Source organism: Agrobacterium tumefaciens, from assembly GCF_031801495.1.
GTDB classification, from domain to species: Bacteria; Pseudomonadota; Alphaproteobacteria; order Rhizobiales; family Rhizobiaceae; genus Agrobacterium; species Agrobacterium tumefaciens_K.
Window position 1 is genome coordinate 192,445 of record NZ_JAOEGC010000007.1, and the last position, 20,998, is coordinate 213,442.

The window sequence follows — 20,998 nt, forward strand, 5'->3', positions numbered from 1 at the left end:
CTGACTGTTCACATTTCGCACCCCGGTTTCGGGGGCGGGGGGCCATTGACGCGGACGATAATGCGGATAAAGTTTATCCATGATTACTCAAATGGCGATGCCAAATAGGGAGAATATGATGAAAGTGGTTATTATTGGAGGCAGCGGCCTCATCGGTTCAAAAGTATCAAGCATCCTGGAGTCGACTGGTCACCAGGTCATCGTAGCCTCAAGGCGTAACGGCATCGACGCGGTGACAGGCCAAGGCCTTGCTGCCGCAATAAAAGATGCCGAGGTCGTTGTTGACGTCTCGAACTCGCCGTCTTTCGAAGAACAGGCAGTTCTGGACTTCTTTACAAAGTCCTCCTCCAACGCGACCGCTTTCGCGAGGCGCGCCGGTGTTAAGCACTATGTGGCGCTCTCCATCGTAGGAATCGACCGGCTCCCCGAGAATGCCTACTTCCGTGCGAAGGTGGCTCAGGAAGAAATCATCAAAAACGCGGGTGTCCCGTATACAATCGTAAGAGCGACGCAGTTCCTCGAATTCCTGGATGCGATTGCTTACAGTTCCACCTCCGGTGATGTTGTCAGGGTCTCAACAGCCTACATCCAACCTATTGCCAGCGCCGATGTCGCAGGATTTATCGCTGCCGCCGCTGTGGACGCTCCGGCAAATGGCGTTGTTGAAGTGGCGGGGCCTGAAGCATTTCCGACCAACAAGCTTATTGGCACCTATCTTTCTTCCAAGGGAGATACGCGTACCGTTGTCGGCGACCCGGAGGCTGCATACTTTGGCGCAAAACTGCAGGCAACCTCGTTGGTACCTGTAAACTCGCATAGAATTGGCGAGACAACCTTTGACGCCTGGATCAAGACAGCTGCCTGATATCTGTTGGACATGCAAACGCGCTGTCATCATCCTTGCAGCGCGTTTGTATGTCCTCTGACGGCAACTGTAGGGCAATCGATGGATCGCCCTCGTGTTGCGCATTATTTTTTCTCCTCTCCGATGGAAGCTTTTTCGGAGAGAGCAATAGCGCTATTTGCAGGAACGTAAACCCGTATTGCCGGGTCTTTTGCCGAAGATACGTGAATAGCCAGAAGAGACGCAAGTGAAAATATAAGAAATACGACGATATTTAATGCAAATCCATAAGCCGAATCCTCAGTCTCTTCGTGTTTTGACTTCCAGTTTCGCATTTTATTGCCCTCGACTCTTTCGAATGCGAGTATTTTAATGACAAAACAGCTTTTAAACGAGATATACATAGGTGTGAGGCGGCTCGCGCGCCCAATTCAATACTTTAGGCGACGGCAAGCAGCGTTCGCAGGTGCTGCTTGTTTCGCACGAGATCAGCGACCGTATATTTATCGAACACGCTGACAAACGCCTGCATCGCCTCCGACAGAATGGGCGGCAAGCCGCATGCTGGCGCGATCATGCAGGTCGAGCATTCCAAGAGATCATCAAGCCCTTCTGTATGCCTTAGAACCTCTCCGAGATTGATGTCGGTTGCTGGACGGGCGAGGCGGATACCACCGTTACGACCGCGAACAGCTTCTATAAAGCCATTGGCCGCCAAGTCCTGCACGACTTTCATCAGGTGGTTTTGGGAAATGTCGAACGTTTTCGAGACGTCACGTATCGAACCCAGGCCTGTGTCCCGTGAACCAAGGTATATCAATACGCGAATGGCGTAGTCGGTGTAGCGTGTCAGTCTCATGGGCGGCGCCTGCGTCAAAATGACTAAGCCAATAACATGCATTTTGTTAGCATGTTTTCGTCAAACGGAATAGATGTATCTCAGATGCATATTTTAGGGGTTGGTCATGACCAGCGGTTTGACGGAAGCCAAAATCAACGAGGTCCTGCACGCATTTTATACAAAAGTCCGAACCGACCCGGTCCTTTCGGTGCCGTTCTCGGTCGTGCAGGACTGGGAGGAGCACATGGTCCGGCTGACGGATTTCTGGTCCTCCCTGATGCTGACAAGCGGTCGCTACAAAGGCAATCCGCTCTCGATGCACGTTATCCACTCCCACCTCATCCGTCCTGACATGTTTGACCGTTGGCTGGAGTTATGGGGAGAAACGACAAACGATCTTCTCGCGCCGGAAGTCGCACAGGAGATGCAGGCCAAGGCGTTTCGTATCGCAGCCAGGTTTTCTTTCGCTCTGTTCGGCACATCGACGACAGGGACTAGGGACAAGGCTCTCTCGCTCGCCAAGCCAGTACCCTATAGGACCACCGCTTTTTTCGATGAAGTGTCGCTCCCTACGGCATTGTTGCGAGACCATTCGCTGAAAGCTGGATCATGGGGACTCATTCGCGTCGAGGAAGGCAGCATCCAATATCACGAAGGGGACCTCTCGAAAATCATCGAACCCGGGATACCCGCAGTCATCCCACCCATCTCAGCACACCACCTCGCTCTGACAGGCCCGGTCAAACTCAGGATCGAGTTCTACGACAGGCCTCCGGTCCACAACGCATAATCAGAAAGGAAACAGAATGTCCCGCCAGCTTTCTCCTCAGACTATCGAACTGGTGAAAGCCAGTGTTCCAGCCTTGGCTGCGCATGGCAGCGAAATCACCAAGCGCATGTATGCCAGGCTGTTTGAAGACGAGCACATCAAAAACCTGTTCAACCACGCCAACCAGGGTGAGGGTGGCTCGCAGGTACACGCGCTTGCCGCTGCAATCCTCGGATACGCGCAGAACATCGAAAACCTCGCGGTCTTGACCCCGGTTGTTGAGCGGATTGCCCATAAGCATATCGGCTATCACATCCTCCCGGAACATTACCCCTATGTCGCACGGGCACTTCTGGCTGCGATCAGCGATGTTCTCGGTGAGGCGGCGACACCGGAGATTCTTGATGCCTGGGGCGAAGCCTATTGGTTTCTGGCCGACATCCTCAAGGGTCGCGAAGCCAACCTGCGCGATACCATAGAGAGCCAGAGCGGTGGTTGGAATGGTTGGCGCAAATTCACGATCGTTGAGAAGCTGCCCGAGGGTGAGGTCGTCACGTCTTTCATTCTTCGGCCGACCGATGGGGGCAAGGTGATAAGGCATCGCCCTGGTCAGTACCTGACATTCAGACTGACGGTGAATGGCAACCAGGTAAAACGCAACTATTCGATCTCCTGTGGGCCAAACGACGAATTTTATCGGATTTCGGTCAAGCGCGAGGCAAACGGCGATGGTGGATCAAAATACCTGCACGACGAAGCGCATGTTGGCACCACTCTGGAGGCGACACCTCCTGCCGGCGACTTCTTCTTGCCGGATGAACCAGCCCGGCCCGTCGTGCTTCTGTCGGGTGGCGTTGGCCTTACACCGATGGTGAGCATGCTCGAAGCAATCGCCAGGGACTATCCGGAACTGAGCGCGCATTTCGTTCACGGTGCTCTCAACAGCACCACCCACGCAATGGACCGGCATGTACGTTCACTTGCAACCGGGCATGGACGGGTTGCAGTGACAACCTTCTACAGTGAGCCCTCGGCCTCAGACGCAGCAGGTCTGTCTCACGACCATGATGGTTTTATCAATATCGACTGGCTGCGCAAAAATACGTCGCTCTTCACCTCGGATTTTTATCTCTGTGGACCGAAGCCATTCCTGAGGTCTCTGGTCAACGGATTGCTTCAAGCCGGAGTCGCAAGTGATCGTATCCATTACGAGTTCTTCGGTCCGGCTGATGAACTGATTGCAGCGTAAAAAACCGGGCCGAGCCTCGCTTGGCCTTTCTCTCTCAAACGAAGTGACAATCATGAGCACGCTTCGAAATTCACGCGAGACAATTCTTCTCGCCCTGTCGATCACATGCCTCTTACCCGTAACCGCATTTGCACATGTGAAGTGGTTTGCGCCCTACATCGTTGGCGCTCGGCCTGAGCCTATTTCTGACACAACGAAAGATCCGTGGTTCTGGGTCGGTATTGGACTTGTTCTGGTCTTCTTCATCGCTACAAGGTTGGTCGAAAAGAGCAAATTCGGCGAGATCGCAATCGCTGGCCTGAACACAGCAACCGCGCCGCTGTGGAACAGGCAGGACGAATACATCAGGGCAATTATTGCGGCGTTTTTCGTCGCCATTTTCGCCGTCGGTGGCGTCTATCTTACACCGGACCTCAAGACACCGGCAGAATGGGTGTCGTGGATGCAGCTCCTGATCGCGTGCTGCATATTCTCGCGACGCACGATGCCGATTGCAGGGGTCGGAATTATTGCCCTGTGGGTTCTCGCCCTACGCGATTACGATCTGTTTCATCTGTTCGACTATCTTGCGCTTGGATTAGGCGTCGCCGGTTATCTGCTACTTGAACCGCTTAAAAATGAGAATTTGCGTGCCCGTCGATTCGAGGCACTGCGCTGGGGCTTGGCCATTGCATTGATGTGGTCGAGCCTTGAGAAATTTGCTTTTCCGAGTTGGTTTTACCCACTCGTCGTAGAGAAGCCATTTCTGACGTTCGGGATGCCTCGCGACGTGTTCATTCCTATGGCTGGCGTCACCGAGTTCACCCTGGGCTTCGGGCTGCTTTGGACACCTCTGATCCGCAGACTGTCGGCGATTGCGCTTCTCATCATCTTCACGGCGGCCGTCTGGCCATTCGGACGCGTGGACCTCATCGGGCATGGCCTAATCATGGCAATCCTGTTCGCGGTCGCTGCTGATCAGCGGAGTGGCGTTGATCTCTTCACAGTGTTCAAACGCAAGCTCACCAACATTCCAGTCGGGCTGGCGGTGGTACTTGTGGTGTTCTGTACGGCCTATTGGGGACTGCACACGGCATTCTATGGAGCTGATGGATATATTGCCGTCGACGACGCTTCCAAAACCACTCACTCCTTCGACCCTGATCATCCGCACGGGCCGGAAGGTCATGGTGAGGCAGGAGCGTTACCTCACAAATAAAATCCTCAAGACGAGGGGTGGCCAACCCACCCCTCGCTCCCAAATCAGTAAACTATCGTATAGTGACGCGTCAGCCTCCACGTCAGTAAATGTTTCTGATGATGGGAGAGGCCTTTTTCGATCAGTTATTTGTTCAGGTAGGATCGTTACGGCTTTGACGATCCCTATCAGATCCGCTGTGGGGCGGATGACCCGTACAAAGCTCGTATTCGACGCGCTGGTCTTTTTTTGCACTGTCACTTTTGTTTTTTTCTCGCGTAATGAGGCTTACGCAGTTGGTCACAACGACGATATGCCAGCCGGAATAGCAACTGGCGCTGCAAAGGCCGCGTGGTGGATCAGCCTCTCACTTTTCCTTGAAAGCATAATCCGACATTTCGTGTTTTGGGAGCACCGGCCCCGAGAAGTTCGTCTCGTTCGCGACCTTCTCTGTAGGATTGTCCATATCAGAACGGCTTTGTCGATCATTGCCTATATGTTCAACGTGCCAGTCGGCACGTTGATCGCGACATCGGGAGTTTTTGCCGTTGTCCTAGGCTTGGCGATGCAAAGCCCCCTGAACGATGTGTTCTCGGGTATCGCGCTCAACCTTGGCCAGGCGTCTGTCGTCGGCGACTGGATTGTATTGGACGATAGTCTCCAAGGCCGGGTGATTGATACCAATTGACGTTCCAGTCATCTACTCGGTCCGACAAATGACGTTAGCATTCTACCAAACTCGACACTGGCAAAGTCGCGCTTGACCAGCATCAGTAGCCCCGATGAGAGCCACGGGATGAATGTAACAGCGCGGTTCTTGCCGACTGAGAGGCCTGACGTAATGGTAGAGGCCATGAAAACGCCTCCTCGGATGCACGAAGATCATGCGTGCACCGGTACCGTCTGTGTCAGCGTTGGTCTGGACGGGATCCGATAACCCTGGAGCTGGGCTGTCAGATTAAAAATGTTGCGAACGTAACGGAAGCGGAGAACGAGATTTACGATCTGATCTACCGACACTCACGATCACAAACACTCTCGATGGTCGCCGCTTCAGCCAAAAATGCACTTCCGGACCCCGCTCAAACAGCAGTTTTGAATGGCGCGACGCAATGCTTGCTTTAAATTCCAATCTTCCAAGCTTTGACGCAAAATGAGAGGTTCGCCCTCAGTCAGCTTATGGTTCCGGTGGATTTTGCAAAATTGATCGAACGAGGCGTGTTACTCGTTGAGAACCATGATGGTGACCACAGAACAGAAACCGCTCGTCTGTCACCTAGAGATTTCTTTGGTAAGCGAGGTGTGTTGAGGGAGATGGTGGAGCCGGGCGATATATATGCGCTGACACCGGTCTCGGGCTATGAAGTTCAAAAAGACAAACTGGCCGGATTTTTGAAGGATCGGCCGGAAATAGCCGAAGAGCTGGCGACCGTTCTGTCGTTCCGGCTGGAGAAGGAGCGACACCTGTTTGAGAACGTTGGTGGATTGTCGCTACCTTATCCTACGTCGCTCTCCGTAAAGATCAAAGGCCTGTTCGGCCTATTGTGAACTTAGGCGTATACGCATGTATATCTGAGAACTCCCTGTATTTTGGCTCAATCTCATCACGTCCTTCCAAGGATGCGCACGCTCGATGATTGCCTTTAGTTGACGTTCGCAACGTTCCTTCCGGCACAGCCAAGGAGAGCATGATGACCGAAAAAGAGAATGCTACCACACCAGGGTTCGTGCGACGCGACGTGCTAGCGCTCGGAATCGGAGCCAGTGTCGCGACAGCATTTCCACCAATTGTACTCACTGCCTCAGCGCAGACTTCAACGGATCAGGGGAAACGAGATATGGGTACCGTAAAGACCAAAGACGGCGTCGAAATTTTCTACAAGGACTGGGGTGCCGGTCAGCCTATTGTCTTCCATCACGGCTGGCCACTCAGCAGCGATGATTGGGACGCCCAAATGCTGTTTTTTGTCAGCAAGGGCTTTCGCGTCGTCGCTCATGATCGTCGTGGCCATGGACGCTCCAGTCAGATCTCTGACGGCCACGATATGGATCATTATGCAGCGGATGCAGCAGCGGTGGTCGAACATCTCGACTTGAGAAACGCAGTCCACATTGGCCACTCCACGGGCGGCGGCGAAGCGACACGCTACGTTGCAAAGCACGGCAAGGACCGGACAGCAAAGCTTGTTCTGATCGGTGCCGTACCGCCAATCATGCTCAAGACGGAGAACAATCCCGGAGGCATCCCACTTGATGTTTTTGATACTGCCTTCCGCGCTCCGCTGGCAGCCAACCGTGCGCAGTTCTTCCGTGACATTCCCGAAGGTCCATTCTACGGGTTCAACCGTCCCGGAGCGAAGGTTTCCCAAGGCGTCATCGACAACTGGTGGCGGCAAGGCATGATGGGAAGCGCCAAGGCCCACTACGACGGCATCAAGGCATTCTCGGAAACGGACTTTACCGCTGACCTCAAGTCGATCACCGTTCCGACACTTGTCATGCATGGATCGGATGACCAGGTCGTTCCGATTGACGATTCTGCGAAGCTCTCCGTAAAGCTGCTGAAGAGTGGCACGCTCAAAGTGTACGATGGCTTCCCGCATGGCATGTGCACCACACACGCTGACGTCATCAACGAAGATTTGCTGGCGTTCGTTAAGTCTGCGACTTGAAGCAGGCATTCGTTTGAATGCGAGCCAAATATGGTCTGATCAAGCGATGATACGTTGGCAGAGCAAGTAGCGTATTTTTGAGCGGAAAGGCGGTGTTTGCCGCCTTTTGCTTGCCGGTTTTAGAGAGATTTCGTCTTCGTTGAGAGTATCTTGATACCGTATCGTTCAGTTGCTGACTGTCACGTCAAAACGAGGCAGCGCAAGAAAAAAACTAGCACCAGCACAATTGTTTCGCGCCCAAAGGCGCCCGTCGTGTACCTGCGCTATTGTACGGCAGATGGATAAGCCCATACCCATTCCGTCTGACTTCGTAGTCACAAAGGAGTTGAATATGTTTTCGGTATCCGCGACACCGGGACCCGTATCACGTACTTCAATGATAACGTCAGTGCCGAGCTGTTCCGTTGATATGATAATTGATCTCTGATCACTAGCGACCCCCGCTAAAGCATCGGCTGCGTTTCTTATCAAATTTGAGAGAACCTGTTGAATTTGAACGCCATCGACATAAACCGGTGGGAGATCGTTGGCGAGAGCCGTTGATATGCGAATACTCTTCAGTGAAAGTTCCATACTTAAATAGGAATGGATCAATATAACAAGATTGTTGATGTCCTCCTTTTTTCGGGCTCCAACACGCTGTTGGAATAGCATCCTAACGCGCTGCACCACGTCCGATGCGGCCGAGAGGTCTTGGAGCAGGGCATCCACGCTACGCTTGGCCCTTTCGATGTCGGGCGGCTCTCTGGTGAGCCAGATTGCGCCAGCACCACCATTTGCCATTGCAGAGGCCAATGGCTGACTTACTTCATGGGCAATCGAGCCGGAAAGTTCGGCCATGCCAGCAACTTGCGCGGCCTTTGCGAGTCGTTGGTCTACTTCCTTCAATGCTTCTTGTGCGCGTATTTCGCTTTCGATTTCCCCTTGGATGCCGTACCACTGCACGACATTGCCCGCCTCGTCCTTGAGCGCCTCCATACGGGCTTCAACCCACAACCAGGCTCCATCCGCTCGCCGCTGACGAAACCTTGCAGTCCAGGGGGAGCCGGTCTGCAAGGCATCCGTTATCGTCTCGCTGATCACATCACGATCTTCTGGGTGAAGCGTCATCTCGATAAGGTCAGCGAGCGTGTTCCCGCTTCGGGCACGCAGTTCATCTACTTTCAAACCAATCCAATCTTCCAGACGTTTGTTGAAGTAGGTCGGTTGACCCAAATTGTTTGCAGTCCATACAAGTCCAGGTATGGCATCAACCAGTTGCCGGAGACGATTTTCTCTGTTTTTTGCGGTCTCAAGTGCTACGACGGCATCGTGGATATCGATAGAGGTCCCCAGCCAATACACTAGAACACCCCTTTCGTCTCTTTGCGGTCGCGCGAATGAACGAAGCCACCGAAACATTCCGGTTCCGTTCTTAATTAAATGCGTTACCTCTAAATCACGTTCGTTGGTGACGGCATTTCTCCAAGATTCCGCAAGTCGATCGTAATCTTCTTCGAGGACACAGCTTCTGAAAGAAAACTCGCCAGCATCAACGCGCGTGATCGTGTATCCCTCCTGCCCCATGTAGTTCTGCATGGCCAAACTGAAGCACATGAAGTCGCCGTCGGGCCACGCAGACCACCCCATTCCAGGTGTTGAATCCACGATCTTTTGGACACGTCCCGCGAAAGCTTTTCGATCCTCGCTCGCGATATCCACTATTACCCTCTTACCCAACAATTGGCCGACGAAAAGAAGAGAGCACAACACCAAATGCGTCAAGAGGGAAAGATTGAGCCCATTGATACAGACTTGGACCGGACAGGCTTAGGTGCGCACTCAATTATTCCTCCCTGGACATCACGCGCAACTCAAAAGAAAAGCATCGTTCTTGCTCATCCGCTTTCCAAGGATAAACCAAGGAAAAGCGAATTGGAATCGGAATCGCAAAGTCAAATTTCTGGAGGATGAACGTGCTTCGCCTGAACGACGGCTCAAATACGGATTACCTTTAGTGCGTCCGTCCATTTCACAAGCTCGTCCAACATCAGATTGAGGCCATCGGCGATCTGTTCATTGGCGACGAACTTGTCGTCGTCGGAGATGAACTTCGAAACGAAGGGGACCGGCACAACGTGATAAATCCCATAGGCGTTCACGTTACTCAAAAGTGATCGCAGCATTTGAGAGGAGCGCAGTCCGCCGGAAACGCCGCCATAGCTTACGACACCTGCCGCCTTGTAATTCCATTCACGGAACAGCGCTTGGATGGCATTCACGAGTGAGGCAGGAGGGAAGTAGTCATATTCGGGTGTTACGAAAATGAAAGCATCTGCGGACGAAATGGCCTGCGACCATTTCTTGGTGTGATCGTGCTGATACTGCTGCATGCCAGGGTGGGCTGGTTCATCGAGAAGCGGAAGATTGAAATCTGCAAGGTCGACCAGCTCTACGTCGAATTTGCCGTGCGATACTGCCGCATTTTTTACCCATTCTGCGACGGTGGGCCCGACCCGTCCTGGACGCGTTGAGCCGATGATAATCTTGAGCACAGAAGCCATTTCCTATTCCTCTCGTGTGAGCTTTCTCGCGATCCTCTGCTGGATCACAGGATAGTCGCTTTCACCGATGCGCAAGACCAGACATACTTTGTATATCGGGAACTTGGGTGGTCTAACTGGCCAAGATCAGCTTGTTCGACCTGACTTCTGAACTGAGCATTTGAGAACTATTGTACGACTTCAACACTTCTGTCGGCTGGTCCTGGAGCGGACGCCTCTAAAGCGCGTACAGGTATTGAAAATGCGACAGCTGCTCCACCGTCTTTCAATGTCTCTACCCGAAGTTGACCTTGATGCGCTTCGATGATCGAGCGGCATATTGCCAGCCCCATTCCCATGCCATCTTTCTTGGTGGTGAAAAATGGTGCAAAAATCTTCTCCGGATCAGCGATACCCGGACCAGTGTCACGGACTTCAACTTCGATCAGGTCCGACCCTTTTAGTGTTGTCGAAATCGTAATGACTTGGTCGCCCTTGATCGATTGCATTGCATCGGACGCGTTGCGAATGAGATTGATTAGCACCTGCTCGAGTTGGACCTGATCACCGCTCGTCGTGGGGAGGTTGTCACTGAACAGGGTATGTATTTTGACCGCACCAGATGAGAGCTTGTCTGCGATCAGACTGCATACGTCTGCAACGAGGCGATTGACGTCAACCTCTTGTCGCGGGAACGTGTTTTTTCCGAACAAAGCCCGAATTCTGCTGACAACTTGAGCGGCAGTATCTGCATCCTTAACGATGCAGTGTGCCGTCCTGTAAGCACGGGCCAGATTGGGAGGATCGGCATCCAACCAGCGTTGCAATGCGTGGGAATTGGCAACCAAGGCCTGAAGCGGCTGGTTCAGCTCGTGAGCAATCGAAACTGAAAGCTCCGACAGGCTGGTTACTCGGAGCGAGTGTGATAGCCGTTCGTCAGACCGTCTCAACGCATCATGAGCACGCACCTCGTCGTCAATGTCGAGATTGACGCCGTACCAACGGACGATTTTTCCATCTTCGTTCCTAAGTGGTTGCGCTCGAGAATGCATCCATCGGTATTCACCGTCTTTCCTTCTCAGGCGTCCCTTGTGACTGAAGGGCTCACCTGAACTGATAGCGGTCTGTATGCGCTCTTCCACTCCCGCTCGGTCTTCCGGATGCACAAATCTGATTAGCTCGGAAGTGTCTCCGTCTTCGACGGCTGCAGCGATTGACTGCCCCGACCAGTCCACGAATGGCTTGTTGAAGTAATAAGGCATCCCACCTGGCGTCATCAACCAAATCAACGATGGTACAGTGTCCACAAGCAATCTAAGTTCGCGTTCGCTTCTGCGTGCTGCTTCGCTGGCCTCTATCTGGTCGGTAATATCGAGGCAGACACCACACCACTGGATAATGTTGCCGAAGGAGTCCCTTAGCGGCTCTGCTTTGCCGTCGATCCACCTGTAAACACCGTCGTGACGCTTTTGACGATACCGCAAATCAAATCTCGTTCCGGTTTTGCGTGCGTTCTCCAACGCATCGCGCCAGACAACGTGATCGTCAGGATGAAGCGTCTCGACAATCGCCTCCGCAAACCGGCTCGCATCGCCTGAGCTGTTTTGATCGAACGAGATTCCTGTCCAAGCTATGAGGGGATTGTTTATATACGAAGGCACACCATCGGCACTCGCACGCCATATCAGAGCCGGGATCGTATCGATCATCTGCTGCAGTAGGCGTTGATTGTCCCGGATCGCGATCTCTGCCTTCTTCTGATCATCGATGTCTTCGCTCGACGCAAACCACGCCGTTACGTTTCCATTGCTGTCTCGAGAAGCGATTGCAGATTCTCGTAGCCATCGGTACGTTCCATCGTGGCGTCGGATTCGCTGCTCTTCGGAGAATGATTCACCGGTCGCAAGGCAAGTCGCCCAACGGTCTATACATCTGTCGACATCATTCGGATGAACGAATTTGTGCCACCAGGTCGCCCCAAGGACCCTTGCTAGCTGGTTCATTTCTTCATGAGAAACGCCGAGGTAGCCCAAAACTCTGGAGTTGATAGAATTTAGTCTACCGTCTGGATGAGCTGACCAGCTAAATCCCGGTGTTGCGTCGCTGATAAATTCAACTGATGGGTCGCTTGGGCCAAGGACTGATCTCGCGTTGATCAACTCTAGAAGAATGTTTCCCGCCACAACGCAACTTATAAACGCCGCAAAGTCGACCAGACCACTCGAAGTGGTGTCGCTTGGGATCACAAGAACCCACGTAGTTAAACAGCAGATCAGCAACTGAAGAATGATTGCGTAACGCAACTCAGCCAGCAAATAAATTGCAACGGTTGCCAACACAGCTCCAGCGGGATTTGAAGTAGTGACCGAGAGCAAAAGTCCACCGGTCCCAAGAAGAGTCGTAAGAACGCGTTTGCTGGAGTGTTTTGATAACCGAGCGAGATTTACGGGGTGATCCATCGCCATCCTGTCCTTTTAAGCCCGGTAGACCGTGACAGTAGACGAACAGACGATTTGGCCAAGTATGCTTAGGTATGTTGCGGGCGAGGTCTATTCATCATTCCGGAGGCTGACGGGGCATGACTGCCAAAGTTCGAACAGTTGAGGAAACGATGTTACCTCAAGCTTCTTCATTCCGTTGCTCCGGTGGAGTTTAACCGTCACTTCGCTGATCCCGAGGGCGTAGGCAATCTGCTTATTTATTGCGCCTTTGACCACCATTCTGAGAACTTCCAGCTCTCGGACAGAGAGGGCTCCGAAAAGGGAGGCATTCTTGCTTGATGCAATTGCAATCTCTCGTCTATTCACGTCGATCGCAATTGCCTTGGCAACAGCGTCTAAAAAGGTTTGCTCGCGAACCGGCTTTGTAAGGAAGTCCATAGCGCCTCCCTTCATGGCTTGAACGCTCATTGCTATGTCGCCGTGGCCGGTTAGGAAGACAATGGGAGTGTGAACGCCGTTCTTTGCAAGATGCTCCTGTACATCAAGGCCACTCAGACCAGGCATGCGGACATCGAGAACCACACAGCTCGGCCTATTCGGAAGGGCAGCACTCAAAAAATCGCGGCCCGACGAATAGGTCACGGCGTCAATGCCGACGGAATTGAGCAGGTTGCCAAGCGAGGCGCACACCGAGGCGTCGTCGTCTACGACGATAGCGACAGGGCTACCAGTATCACGCGACGATAACGACAAATCCATACGGCACCCTCACTAATCCCCACTCCTGTTTCCCTGCCAATTGGATCAAAAGATACATCAGCCACAGGAAAATAGAAGGTAGGCGCCATAGCTGTGCACGCAGTTTTCACGGAAGGCGTCAGTTACTCCCGAATTTTTGATCAAAAAGTAGGCTTTCAGCGATGGGGGCGTGGAACGAACCTGTCTCAACCTATCCTCTCGTACAGGTAGCCTGTCCTACAAGATTGTGGATCGGTAAAGCCACTCAGGTTACCGTATTTTCAAGGGAAGAATTTTTAGCGCGGATCGGGGACCGTCCAAGTTATGTCGTCAGGATGCCGCAGTGAATTCCGGGGATGAGCGAGACCGCTCGTCGTTCGATCCGCCTCAAGAGGATGCTGCAAGCGCCGCTAAACTGTTGGCGCTAAGCCAGATGACGACATCCAAAATCTTGGACCTTCGCCAGCCACTTTCAGTAATCGCAATTGATTGTGGAACAGGTTTGCGATTGCTGCAAAACGGCGTTTCGGAGGCCGACAAACTCCGTACCATACTTGAACGAATATTCGACTGTATCACTTGGGCTAACGGAATTGTTGCGGAGTTGGACGACGTGATTTCATCACGGGTTACGCAGACGGCATCGGTGAAAGTTGGTGAAATAATTGCGAACGCAGTGCGTTTTGTAAGCTGTGAGAGCATCTCACGTGGCGTCAAAGTCAGGAACGATCTTGGTCCTGACGCAACAAATGTGTTGGGTGACAAGGATCAACTTACTCAGGCTTTTCTCGGCCTTATTGTAAACCTGATACGCTCGATACGAGACACCAATGGAGCAGAGCTTCTTTTGGTAAAGGAGCTAGTTGGGCAAACCGTCCAAGTTGGACTGACGGTCGCTACAGAGCGCGTACACAAGACCCAGCCGCTTGAGGTGTTCGGCGATAGGGGGCAAGTCGAAAGCAGTGCCTATCTGGAAGCCTGTAAGGCGATTATCCGCGTTCATCATGGTGACATAGCGATCATCGACAGTGAACAAGAGCTTGGATTTTCGGTTACGCTTCCAGTTTTGGAGACAAGCCAAATTAACGATCAATAGACTACGACTTCACGTAGTTTCTTGAGTAAGCCTGGGAGGCTGCGATGCCAAGTATTATGCCCGTGGAATCGAAGGAGCCTACGATTTTTGTGATCGATGACGAGGCGCACATTGGTGGCTCATTGGTCAATCTTTTCGAATCGACGCAACGAAAAGCAGTGAGCTTTCTAAGCGCAAACGAATTTCTCGCCAATCTCAGCACGGGTGCTAGCGGGTGCATCCTGCTCGATATCCAGATGCCAGACATGACAGGGCTTGAGCTCCAAAGTAGGCTTGTGGAAGCAGGGAACCCGCTACCCGTTGTCTTCATGACCGGAAATGGCAGCGTATCCATTGGCGTTTCGGCGATGAAGGCTGGTGCTTTCGATTTCCTGTTGAAGCCATTCAACAGTGATGCAGTCCTGGACGTAACTGACAAAGCTATGGCCCGCGACGCAGAGTACCGTAAGGAACTCTCTCGTCGCGAAAAAATCCAAGCGTGTAAGGACAGGTTAACTCCAAGGGAGGCGGAGGTTTTGGACTTTGTGACCCAAGGGCTCATGAACAAACAGATTGCGCATGAGATGAACATCAGCGAGATCATGGTCAAACTTCATCGCGGCCGCATGATGAAGAAAATGGAAGCTCGTTCCATCGTAGATATCGTTCGGAAATACGACCTTATAAGTACCTCTTCCTACAATCCTATTGTCAATTGAGTTCATTCCCTTCCGAGGAAGACTCGGTGTTTGCACTGATAAAGCCATCAAAATATGAGACCAATATTTGCCGCCTGATTGCTTCTGGGACATCGAAGGAAGGCAAGCTCATAGCCCGGTCATTTAGTTCGTGATCAATCGATTTTAATGGTGAGGGGCGGGTGTTTTGTAACGCCTCCCGACCGACGTTGATCTTCAATCAAAATGTATTTTATGATTTGGGCTAAAACCGACGACAGCGGTTGAGAGAGGTCGTTTGAAGAAGCGTGGAAGTCTTGAAATTGATGACGCTGAAGCGTGGTGGAATCCATTCGCAGTAGCCGATGGAAAACAACGGGTGTCAGACGCCAGCGATTAGGCGCGATCGGCAGTACAACGGCCCGTTCCGATACAAAAAACATAGCTGCCGGGACTTTTTCACATAGACAGACAAGAAGATCGTCGTTTCCATTCCCTAGATTGCTAACGACCGGGACGGTACTTCCCAACAAGATCACCACCCGCCTATTTTCGGTCTCGTCTGCGTCGAAACTCTCTTCCCATTGCTGAAACACGACAGGGCACGACAAAACATCTGACATAATCAGCTGCAGTGCGTTGAGCTCGTCGAAAAGCTCGGGAGCTCCATCGAGAATGACTTTTTCCGCACGGGCCAAGGAACGACCCACCTCTGCTAAAATCGAAGTCCACTCGACTGCGTTGTACCGATCAGCACAAGCATCATAACGCATCGGAAATGGCATGGTTCCAAGCCTGTCCAGCGCTTCCGAAGGCCATTGCCTTAGTTGAGAAACTGAGTGCGTCGCGAAGAAAGCCGGTCCTGCTTTGTAGTTATGTTTCATCGGGCCATCGGCATGCCCCCTAAAAGAGGCCTCGGTTTCCACGCCGAAAATATCGGTTGTCATGCAGCGCTCCACGATGTCGTCGTATCGAGAAGTGTATTTCGAATTTGGCTGTTTAGGAGCCGTTCTCGATAACGGAGGAAGAGACGAGAGTAAGCCGCCATGACAATCCTTGCAGCTATACGTAGGTGTACTGTGGCGGCACAAATGGGCCGCCACCACAAAGGACATCCGATCAGACTTCAAGGAGTCCCGTTAGACGGAGACTTTCTTCCCAAAGCCTCTCGGCCACAGCAGAGTCGACTGCATATGGTCTGACACCGACGCGTTCTTCACTCTCGACTGAGGCTACGTCGCAGTTCTCGCAATAGACGCCGCCTATCCCGTCGAGTGACGCCGTAGTCGCGCACCAAACCGTGGTAGCCGCTCCCTGTGCAAAGTTCTTGCGGTCACTCGTTGGATCGATGATCGGCCTGCCCTCCGCGTCAAAGGCATCAAACGAGGCGATTTCTTCCGCAGAAAGATGGCGTGCCAACGGGCCTACAATTGACCCAGGGTGTACAGCAAATGCTCTGATTCCCTTTTCCTTACCCCGTTTGTCTGCAGCGACCGCGAACAATGAGTTTGCAGTCTTTGCTTGTCCGTAGGCAGCCCATTTTTCGTAAGGTCGTTTTACGAATGCCAGATCATCGAGATCGAAGCCTGGGATCATATGGCCGCGAGATGAGAGGACGATAATTCGAGCCTTTTTCGCGCCGACTAGGGCAGGCCACAGTCGCACCGCCAAGCGAAAATGCCCCAGATGGTTGGTAGAGAATTGCCCCTCGTTGCCGGCCTCGTCACGAAAAAGTGGAGTGGCCATCACACCGGCATTCAAAATCAGGCGAGACAACGGCTTGTCTGACACCAAAAAATCGGATGCAAACCGGTCTATGGATTTAGGGTTCATAAGATCCAATTCATGGACTTCCACACCAGGGATCTCGGCAACCGCTTGACGCGCTTCCTGAGCGTTGCGGGTAGCGACAATGACTTTTGCGCCGATTGAAGCAAGGACCTTTGTCGTTTCTAGCCCAAGGCCTGATGCTCCCCCGGTTACGATGACCACGTGGTCGCGAAGGTCAATGCCCGAGGCAACTTGAGCGGCTGTGCTCGCTGGTCCCCAACGTGTACCGAGTGGTTTTTGCGTGATGTAGCTCATTTTACGGCTCCTATATCAATAATCTTAATTTGGCGTATATATACAGGACTATCTATGAGCCAAAATCCGATATTATATAGAGATCGTCTTATGCAGGTATCCGATCCCCTTTCTGAAGTGCTGAAACTTTCGAGTGCTCAAGGAGTGATGTCAACGGGCTTGAAGGCCTACGGCAGGTGGAGGATTTCCGTCAAAGTGGGCGATGATCTGAAGTTCAGCGCGATAACCGAGGGGCAATGCTGGATCAAACTTGGAGAAAGCGGCGAGAAAATAACGTTGGATAAAGGGGACTGCTTTCTGGTTAGGGGGCCGCTGAGCTTCATTTTGGGTAACGACGACGATGTCGACGTTCGCGCGGCTTCCGATGTGTTTGCGCATTCGTTCAATGGATACGCCATCTTGAATAGAGGGCAGTATCCGAACGTGACCTGTCTCGGCGGAAAGATGACGTCCAGCGAGGGGATAGACCACCTGACTTCCTCGCTGCCGTCCTTCCTGGTTTTGAAGGCAGGAACCAGTTCCGCGTCGAAAGTCCGTTGGCTTTTGGAGCAGCTGGAAACAGAAATGTCTGATGACGCGCCTGGAGCAGGCGTGATGTGCGAACAAATTATGCAGATGATTTTCGTGGAAATGATCCGTACATGCCTTGCCCAAGAAGGCGTTAGCAAAGGATGGTTTTCCGCGTTGGCTGATCCGAGGGTAGGTCACGCCATACGCCTGATGCACTCAGACGTGAGCAGACAGTGGCGACTTGAGGAATTGGCGCAGCACTGTAATTTATCCAGATCGCAATTTGCTGCGCGGTTCACAGAAGCCGTGGGCGTGTCGCCAATCGAGTATCTGTTCCAGTGGCGAATGCATGTTGCCAGGCGTGCGCTACGACGCCCGAACAGCATCGTCTTGGACGTTGCAGAGCAGGTTGGATATCATTCAGAGGCGTCTTTTGGCGCGGCGTTCAAAAGGATGTTTGGGGTCGCGCCGCGCCGTTATTCAGCTGTTGGACGGAACGAGGCGGCGAAGATACCTTCTGCTCCAATAGTTCCTGACGATCTTTTCTGAATGCCAAGATCATCTTCGAAGGACGTCGTTCTGGAGGGATCTACGTTTCCAGCAGCTGTTGATCGCCATTCAAAGAACCTAGCACCGGTTAGGTGATCGTGCACCAGGATGTCTCGGTCTCTCGTTCTTGAGAAATCGGCATGAATTGGATCAGCGAAACCAGCAAACAACATGCGCTGTTCCCAGAAGGAATCACCGCTGAAAAATGCGACCTCAATCAACGCGACCGTTGCATCCCAATGGGGGGTGCGCGTGGGATTGCGTTCGTGTTTCAGCGCGACCTCGGAGTAGGCAAGTATCTCATATAGCGCGAAGAAATGCTCGATTTCCGCCTTTGTCTGGCAATCAATGTCTACTTCCCAGCAGTCGGATAGAATAGGACGACGACGCAAGACTTCGAACGATGGGTTCCCACAAAACTCGGAACTCTGGTAGCTAAAGCCATTCCGAAATATGGTGATCTGGACCCGTGCAGCAGAGGTTTCAGTACGGCACTTTTCGTCGAGGATGACCCGAAGTTTTCGAATGTATTCATTATAATTGGTCAACGCCATGACGGACTCCTTGTTGAAATCGACTAGGGGACGCTTCTGTTGGCGATGGTGACATCGGGGGGCGGCGGTTGCGTGCAATGTGGTCGGCATTTCCGGTTGCAACCGTACGGTTCCGAGTCAGCCCCATGACCGGATTGTCGTAAACAAGCTTGCGCTGCACCCTCTAGAAAAACCCTGAATGCACATTGATCTATTCCGTCAGCCTTGTTCACGAGCGAGATCAGTGGATCGTCCATCAGCTCCGCCAACATCTCAACGATAGGTATTTCGCGATTTGAGCGCTTGATCAGCTCTTGTTGGCCGCCCTGACCGCTCATTGCCTTATCGCCCCGCTGTTTCCAAGTCTCTTTTGAGCAGGTTTAAGACCATGAGATATCGAGCGAAAGCATACTCAAGTTCACTGATCGAATGTTGCGGCAGCTGCTACATTGGGACAGTTACCTGCCGATCTCCGCTAACAGGCAACACCTTCGGTCAGCTCGAACGACTTTTAAAAAATTCTACAATTGCTTCTCGGACCATCCGGTGCACAAAGGCAATAGCGAGCGTTGCTCAGCTAACGTCGATCTGGCGAACCATCAAGATATGGATGGCACGGTAGACGGCGGTTTTAAATCTGTCACTGCTCGATTCAATCTGTTACGAAAAATGGAAAGGACGCTTCCTGAGTGCGGAGCAGGCTGCTCTCTGATCAGCAATCCGGCGCTTTGAAGCGAACCGAAGCAATTTAACTAGCTGGTTGCCCCCCATTTCGACCGGACAGTCGGCATAAGCAGAAAGGCTTAAGCACAGGCTTGGGTATAGGCTTATGTCTAACGAGTATCGACAGGTTGACCTGATGATTGATGATGTCCGGCGGCGACGCTGGACAACGAACGCAAACTGCAGATCATCAAGGAAAGCTTTGCCCAAGACGAGATCGTTTCCTCTGCGGCGGGATGGCATGGAGTTGCGCCAAATCTTCTTTATCGCTGGCGTAGGCTCCTGAGGAGGGAGGTCCGGTGGCCGTGGATAGTAACGAGCCAGTGATCGGCAATTCCGAGGTGAAGAAGCGAGAAGATGGAGAAAGAGATTCTCCGCGAAGTTCTCAACGAAGCCCACTCAAACCCTCAGTCCAACGGCATGCCGGAGGCTTTCGTCAAAACATTGAAGCGCGACGACATCCTCGTTAATGCGCGGATATTATAAGGAATTAGTAATAATGCCGGTCGGACCTGAGGGTTCGGTCGGAGAGGTAGCGGCTACCGACGAGGCTGCCAGCGACGCCGCCCAGACCGACCGTTAGCAGCCATATCGGAAGCGCCGAGGGGATCGATTTGATTGAGGCATAGGCAGCCGCGAGGGCTGCTGCCGAGTTCAGAAGATTGTAGGCGGTAGTCACGGCGGCGGTGCGTCGCAGGCTGACCCAGTTCATGGAAAGGATGATCGGAGAGAGGAAGATGCCACCTCCGGTCCCGGTCGTCCCGGAGACAAACCCGATGACCGCCCCCGTCAGCAGCGCCGGGAGGAAGTGAGGTGCTTCGGCGGCTTCGACGGCAGTCCTCTTCGACAGCGCCGAGTGTATCATCTGGATGCCAGAGGGTATCAGGATGATCCCGACGACAGGGTAGGAGACGTGTTTGGGTAGTTGCACCGCACCGCCGAGAGGCGAGAACGGAAAGCCCAGTACGGCGAATGGATAGAGGGTTCTTCAGGAGAACAACCCCAAGCGCCAGAACTGGAAGGTGCCGATCCCGGTGACCAGAAGGTTCAGCGCGAACGCCGTCGGCTTCATAAGCGTTGGAGTATGCCCGAAGAGCCCCATCGCGGCGAGATACCCAGACGCTCCAGCCTCACCGACCGCCGCGTACATCATGGCGGCGATCAGTAACAAAACGGCAGGCCATATAATCTCGTCTGTCAAAGGCCAGCCTCATGTCACCATTGTTGGAGGGATGATGGTGTTGACGATGGCATTACCGAACTTCTGCTCGGGCGTCACAGACACGTTCTTGCCATCGGGGAAGGGGCGTTCGCCGGGCGATCTCGTGAGCGCCTTGCCGATGTTCTCGTGGGGATGCGGGCATTGGCAAAGCACCACTCCCGAAACCGCCCAGATGTTCCATAATATATCTTATGCGATAATAATGTGTAGCCGGGGTGGGTTCAAGCTTGAAGTGCGACTTGCGAATGATACCAATAGGTTATCAGTCACAAGGAAGATGCAATGGAACGCACCTACTCCCACCTTGATCTTGATGAACGTCGTAAGATAGCCCGCTGGCGAACGGCCGGGCTGACTGTTAGTGCCATCGC

Annotated in this window: 20 protein-coding genes and 2 pseudogenes; 12 read left to right on the forward strand and 10 right to left on the reverse strand. The window is 52.8% G+C overall.

Going from position 1 to position 20,998, the window contains the following annotated elements; all coding sequences use genetic code 11:
- Positions 1-118 precede the first annotated feature (118 nt).
- The gene (locus tag N7578_RS23615) at positions 119-865 is read left to right on the forward strand and encodes an SDR family oxidoreductase (RefSeq protein ID WP_311112779.1); all 747 of its coding nucleotides are present in this window, start codon (positions 119-121) and stop codon (positions 863-865) included.
- Positions 866-1,283: 418 nt separating this feature from the next.
- Here N7578_RS23615 and N7578_RS23620 read toward each other — a convergent pair whose 3' ends face one another.
- Positions 1,284-1,703: an Rrf2 family transcriptional regulator gene (locus N7578_RS23620; protein WP_271365599.1), complete on the reverse strand. Its 420-nt coding sequence runs from the start codon at positions 1,701-1,703 to the stop codon at positions 1,284-1,286.
- Between the two features lie 106 nt (positions 1,704-1,809).
- Here N7578_RS23620 and N7578_RS23625 point away from each other — a divergent pair, with 106 nt between their 5' ends.
- From N7578_RS23625 to N7578_RS23650, 6 genes are all read left to right on the forward strand, one after another.
- Positions 1,810-2,475, forward strand: coding sequence for a DUF1971 domain-containing protein (locus N7578_RS23625; protein ID WP_271365600.1), 666 nt, complete (start codon positions 1,810-1,812; stop codon positions 2,473-2,475).
- A 16-nt stretch (positions 2,476-2,491) separates the two neighbouring features.
- Complete coding sequence (hmpA, locus tag N7578_RS23630) at positions 2,492-3,703, forward strand: NO-inducible flavohemoprotein (protein WP_311112748.1); 1,212 nt, start codon at positions 2,492-2,494, stop codon at positions 3,701-3,703.
- A 52-nt stretch (positions 3,704-3,755) separates the two neighbouring features.
- On the forward strand, positions 3,756-4,901 hold the full coding sequence (locus N7578_RS23635) for a hypothetical protein (RefSeq protein WP_311112749.1): 1,146 nt from the start codon (positions 3,756-3,758) through the stop codon (positions 4,899-4,901).
- Positions 4,902-5,088: 187 nt separating this feature from the next.
- Positions 5,089-5,568 (forward strand): mechanosensitive ion channel family protein, encoded by a 480-nt coding sequence (locus tag N7578_RS23640; RefSeq protein WP_311112750.1) that lies wholly within the window; start codon positions 5,089-5,091, stop codon positions 5,566-5,568.
- 515 nt (positions 5,569-6,083) lie between these two features.
- Entirely contained in the window at positions 6,084-6,428 is a 345-nt protein-coding gene (locus tag N7578_RS23645; protein ID WP_311112751.1) for a hypothetical protein, read from the forward strand.
- Between the two features lie 290 nt (positions 6,429-6,718).
- Entirely contained in the window at positions 6,719-7,552 is an 834-nt protein-coding gene (locus tag N7578_RS23650; protein WP_311112752.1) for an alpha/beta hydrolase, read from the forward strand.
- A 165-nt stretch (positions 7,553-7,717) separates the two neighbouring features.
- Here N7578_RS23650 and N7578_RS23655 read toward each other — a convergent pair whose 3' ends face one another.
- From N7578_RS23655 to N7578_RS23670, 4 genes are all read right to left on the reverse strand, one after another.
- Positions 7,718-9,253 carry a PAS domain-containing protein gene (locus N7578_RS23655; protein WP_311112753.1) on the reverse strand — a complete coding sequence of 512 codons (1,536 nt, stop codon included), beginning with the start codon at positions 9,251-9,253 and terminating at the stop codon, positions 7,718-7,720.
- A 275-nt stretch (positions 9,254-9,528) separates the two neighbouring features.
- Positions 9,529-10,095: an NAD(P)H-dependent oxidoreductase gene (locus N7578_RS23660; protein ID WP_311112754.1), complete on the reverse strand. Its 567-nt coding sequence runs from the start codon at positions 10,093-10,095 to the stop codon at positions 9,529-9,531.
- A gap of 167 nt (positions 10,096-10,262) precedes the next feature.
- The gene (locus N7578_RS23665; RefSeq protein WP_311112755.1) at positions 10,263-12,410 is read right to left on the reverse strand and encodes a PAS domain-containing protein; all 2,148 of its coding nucleotides are present in this window, start codon (positions 12,408-12,410) and stop codon (positions 10,263-10,265) included.
- Between the two features lie 213 nt (positions 12,411-12,623).
- Entirely contained in the window at positions 12,624-13,274 is a 651-nt protein-coding gene (locus tag N7578_RS23670) for a response regulator transcription factor (RefSeq protein WP_311112756.1), read from the reverse strand.
- A 412-nt stretch (positions 13,275-13,686) separates the two neighbouring features.
- On the opposite strand from N7578_RS23670, the gene N7578_RS23675 reads away from it, so the two are divergent.
- Both N7578_RS23675 and N7578_RS23680 read left to right on the forward strand, forming a co-directional pair.
- On the forward strand, positions 13,687-14,349 hold the full coding sequence (locus N7578_RS23675) for a hypothetical protein (RefSeq protein ID WP_311112757.1): 663 nt from the start codon (positions 13,687-13,689) through the stop codon (positions 14,347-14,349).
- Between the two features lie 44 nt (positions 14,350-14,393).
- Positions 14,394-15,047, forward strand: coding sequence for a response regulator (locus N7578_RS23680; RefSeq protein WP_311112758.1), 654 nt, complete (start codon positions 14,394-14,396; stop codon positions 15,045-15,047).
- A 134-nt stretch (positions 15,048-15,181) separates the two neighbouring features.
- Here the strand turns inward: N7578_RS23680 and N7578_RS23685 are convergent, their stop codons facing one another.
- Entirely contained in the window at positions 15,182-15,952 is a 771-nt protein-coding gene (locus N7578_RS23685; RefSeq protein ID WP_311112759.1) for a hypothetical protein, read from the reverse strand.
- 172 nt (positions 15,953-16,124) lie between these two features.
- Positions 16,125-17,090 (reverse strand): SDR family NAD(P)-dependent oxidoreductase, encoded by a 966-nt coding sequence (locus N7578_RS23690; RefSeq protein WP_311112760.1) that lies wholly within the window; start codon positions 17,088-17,090, stop codon positions 16,125-16,127.
- A 90-nt stretch (positions 17,091-17,180) separates the two neighbouring features.
- Here N7578_RS23690 and N7578_RS23695 point away from each other — a divergent pair, with 90 nt between their 5' ends.
- Positions 17,181-18,149 (forward strand): AraC family transcriptional regulator, encoded by a 969-nt coding sequence (locus N7578_RS23695; RefSeq protein WP_311112761.1) that lies wholly within the window; start codon positions 17,181-17,183, stop codon positions 18,147-18,149.
- On the opposite strand, the gene N7578_RS23700 is transcribed toward N7578_RS23695, so the two are convergent.
- A complete protein-coding gene (locus N7578_RS23700; RefSeq protein ID WP_311112762.1) occupies positions 18,077-18,703 on the reverse strand; it encodes a hypothetical protein in 627 nt (208 codons plus the stop codon). The two genes, N7578_RS23695 and N7578_RS23700, sit on opposite strands and share 73 nt — an antisense overlap.
- Positions 18,704-19,511: 808 nt before the next feature.
- On the opposite strand from N7578_RS23700, the pseudogene N7578_RS23705 reads away from it, so the two are divergent.
- Positions 19,512-19,830 (forward strand): annotated as a pseudogene (locus tag N7578_RS23705) (transposase); the annotation flags it as partial.
- Between the two features lie 65 nt (positions 19,831-19,895).
- On the opposite strand, the pseudogene N7578_RS23710 reads toward N7578_RS23705, so the two are convergent.
- Positions 19,896-20,381 (reverse strand): annotated as a pseudogene (locus N7578_RS23710) (TSUP family transporter); the annotation flags it as partial.
- Between the two features lie 12 nt (positions 20,382-20,393).
- Complete coding sequence (locus N7578_RS23715; RefSeq protein ID WP_311112763.1) at positions 20,394-20,606, reverse strand: hypothetical protein; 213 nt, start codon at positions 20,604-20,606, stop codon at positions 20,394-20,396.
- Positions 20,607-20,909: 303 nt separating this feature from the next.
- Here N7578_RS23715 and N7578_RS23720 point away from each other — a divergent pair.
- Positions 20,910-20,998, forward strand: an 89-nt coding sequence (locus tag N7578_RS23720) for a helix-turn-helix domain-containing protein (RefSeq protein ID WP_311112780.1), incomplete at its 3' end; no start/stop codon positions are given.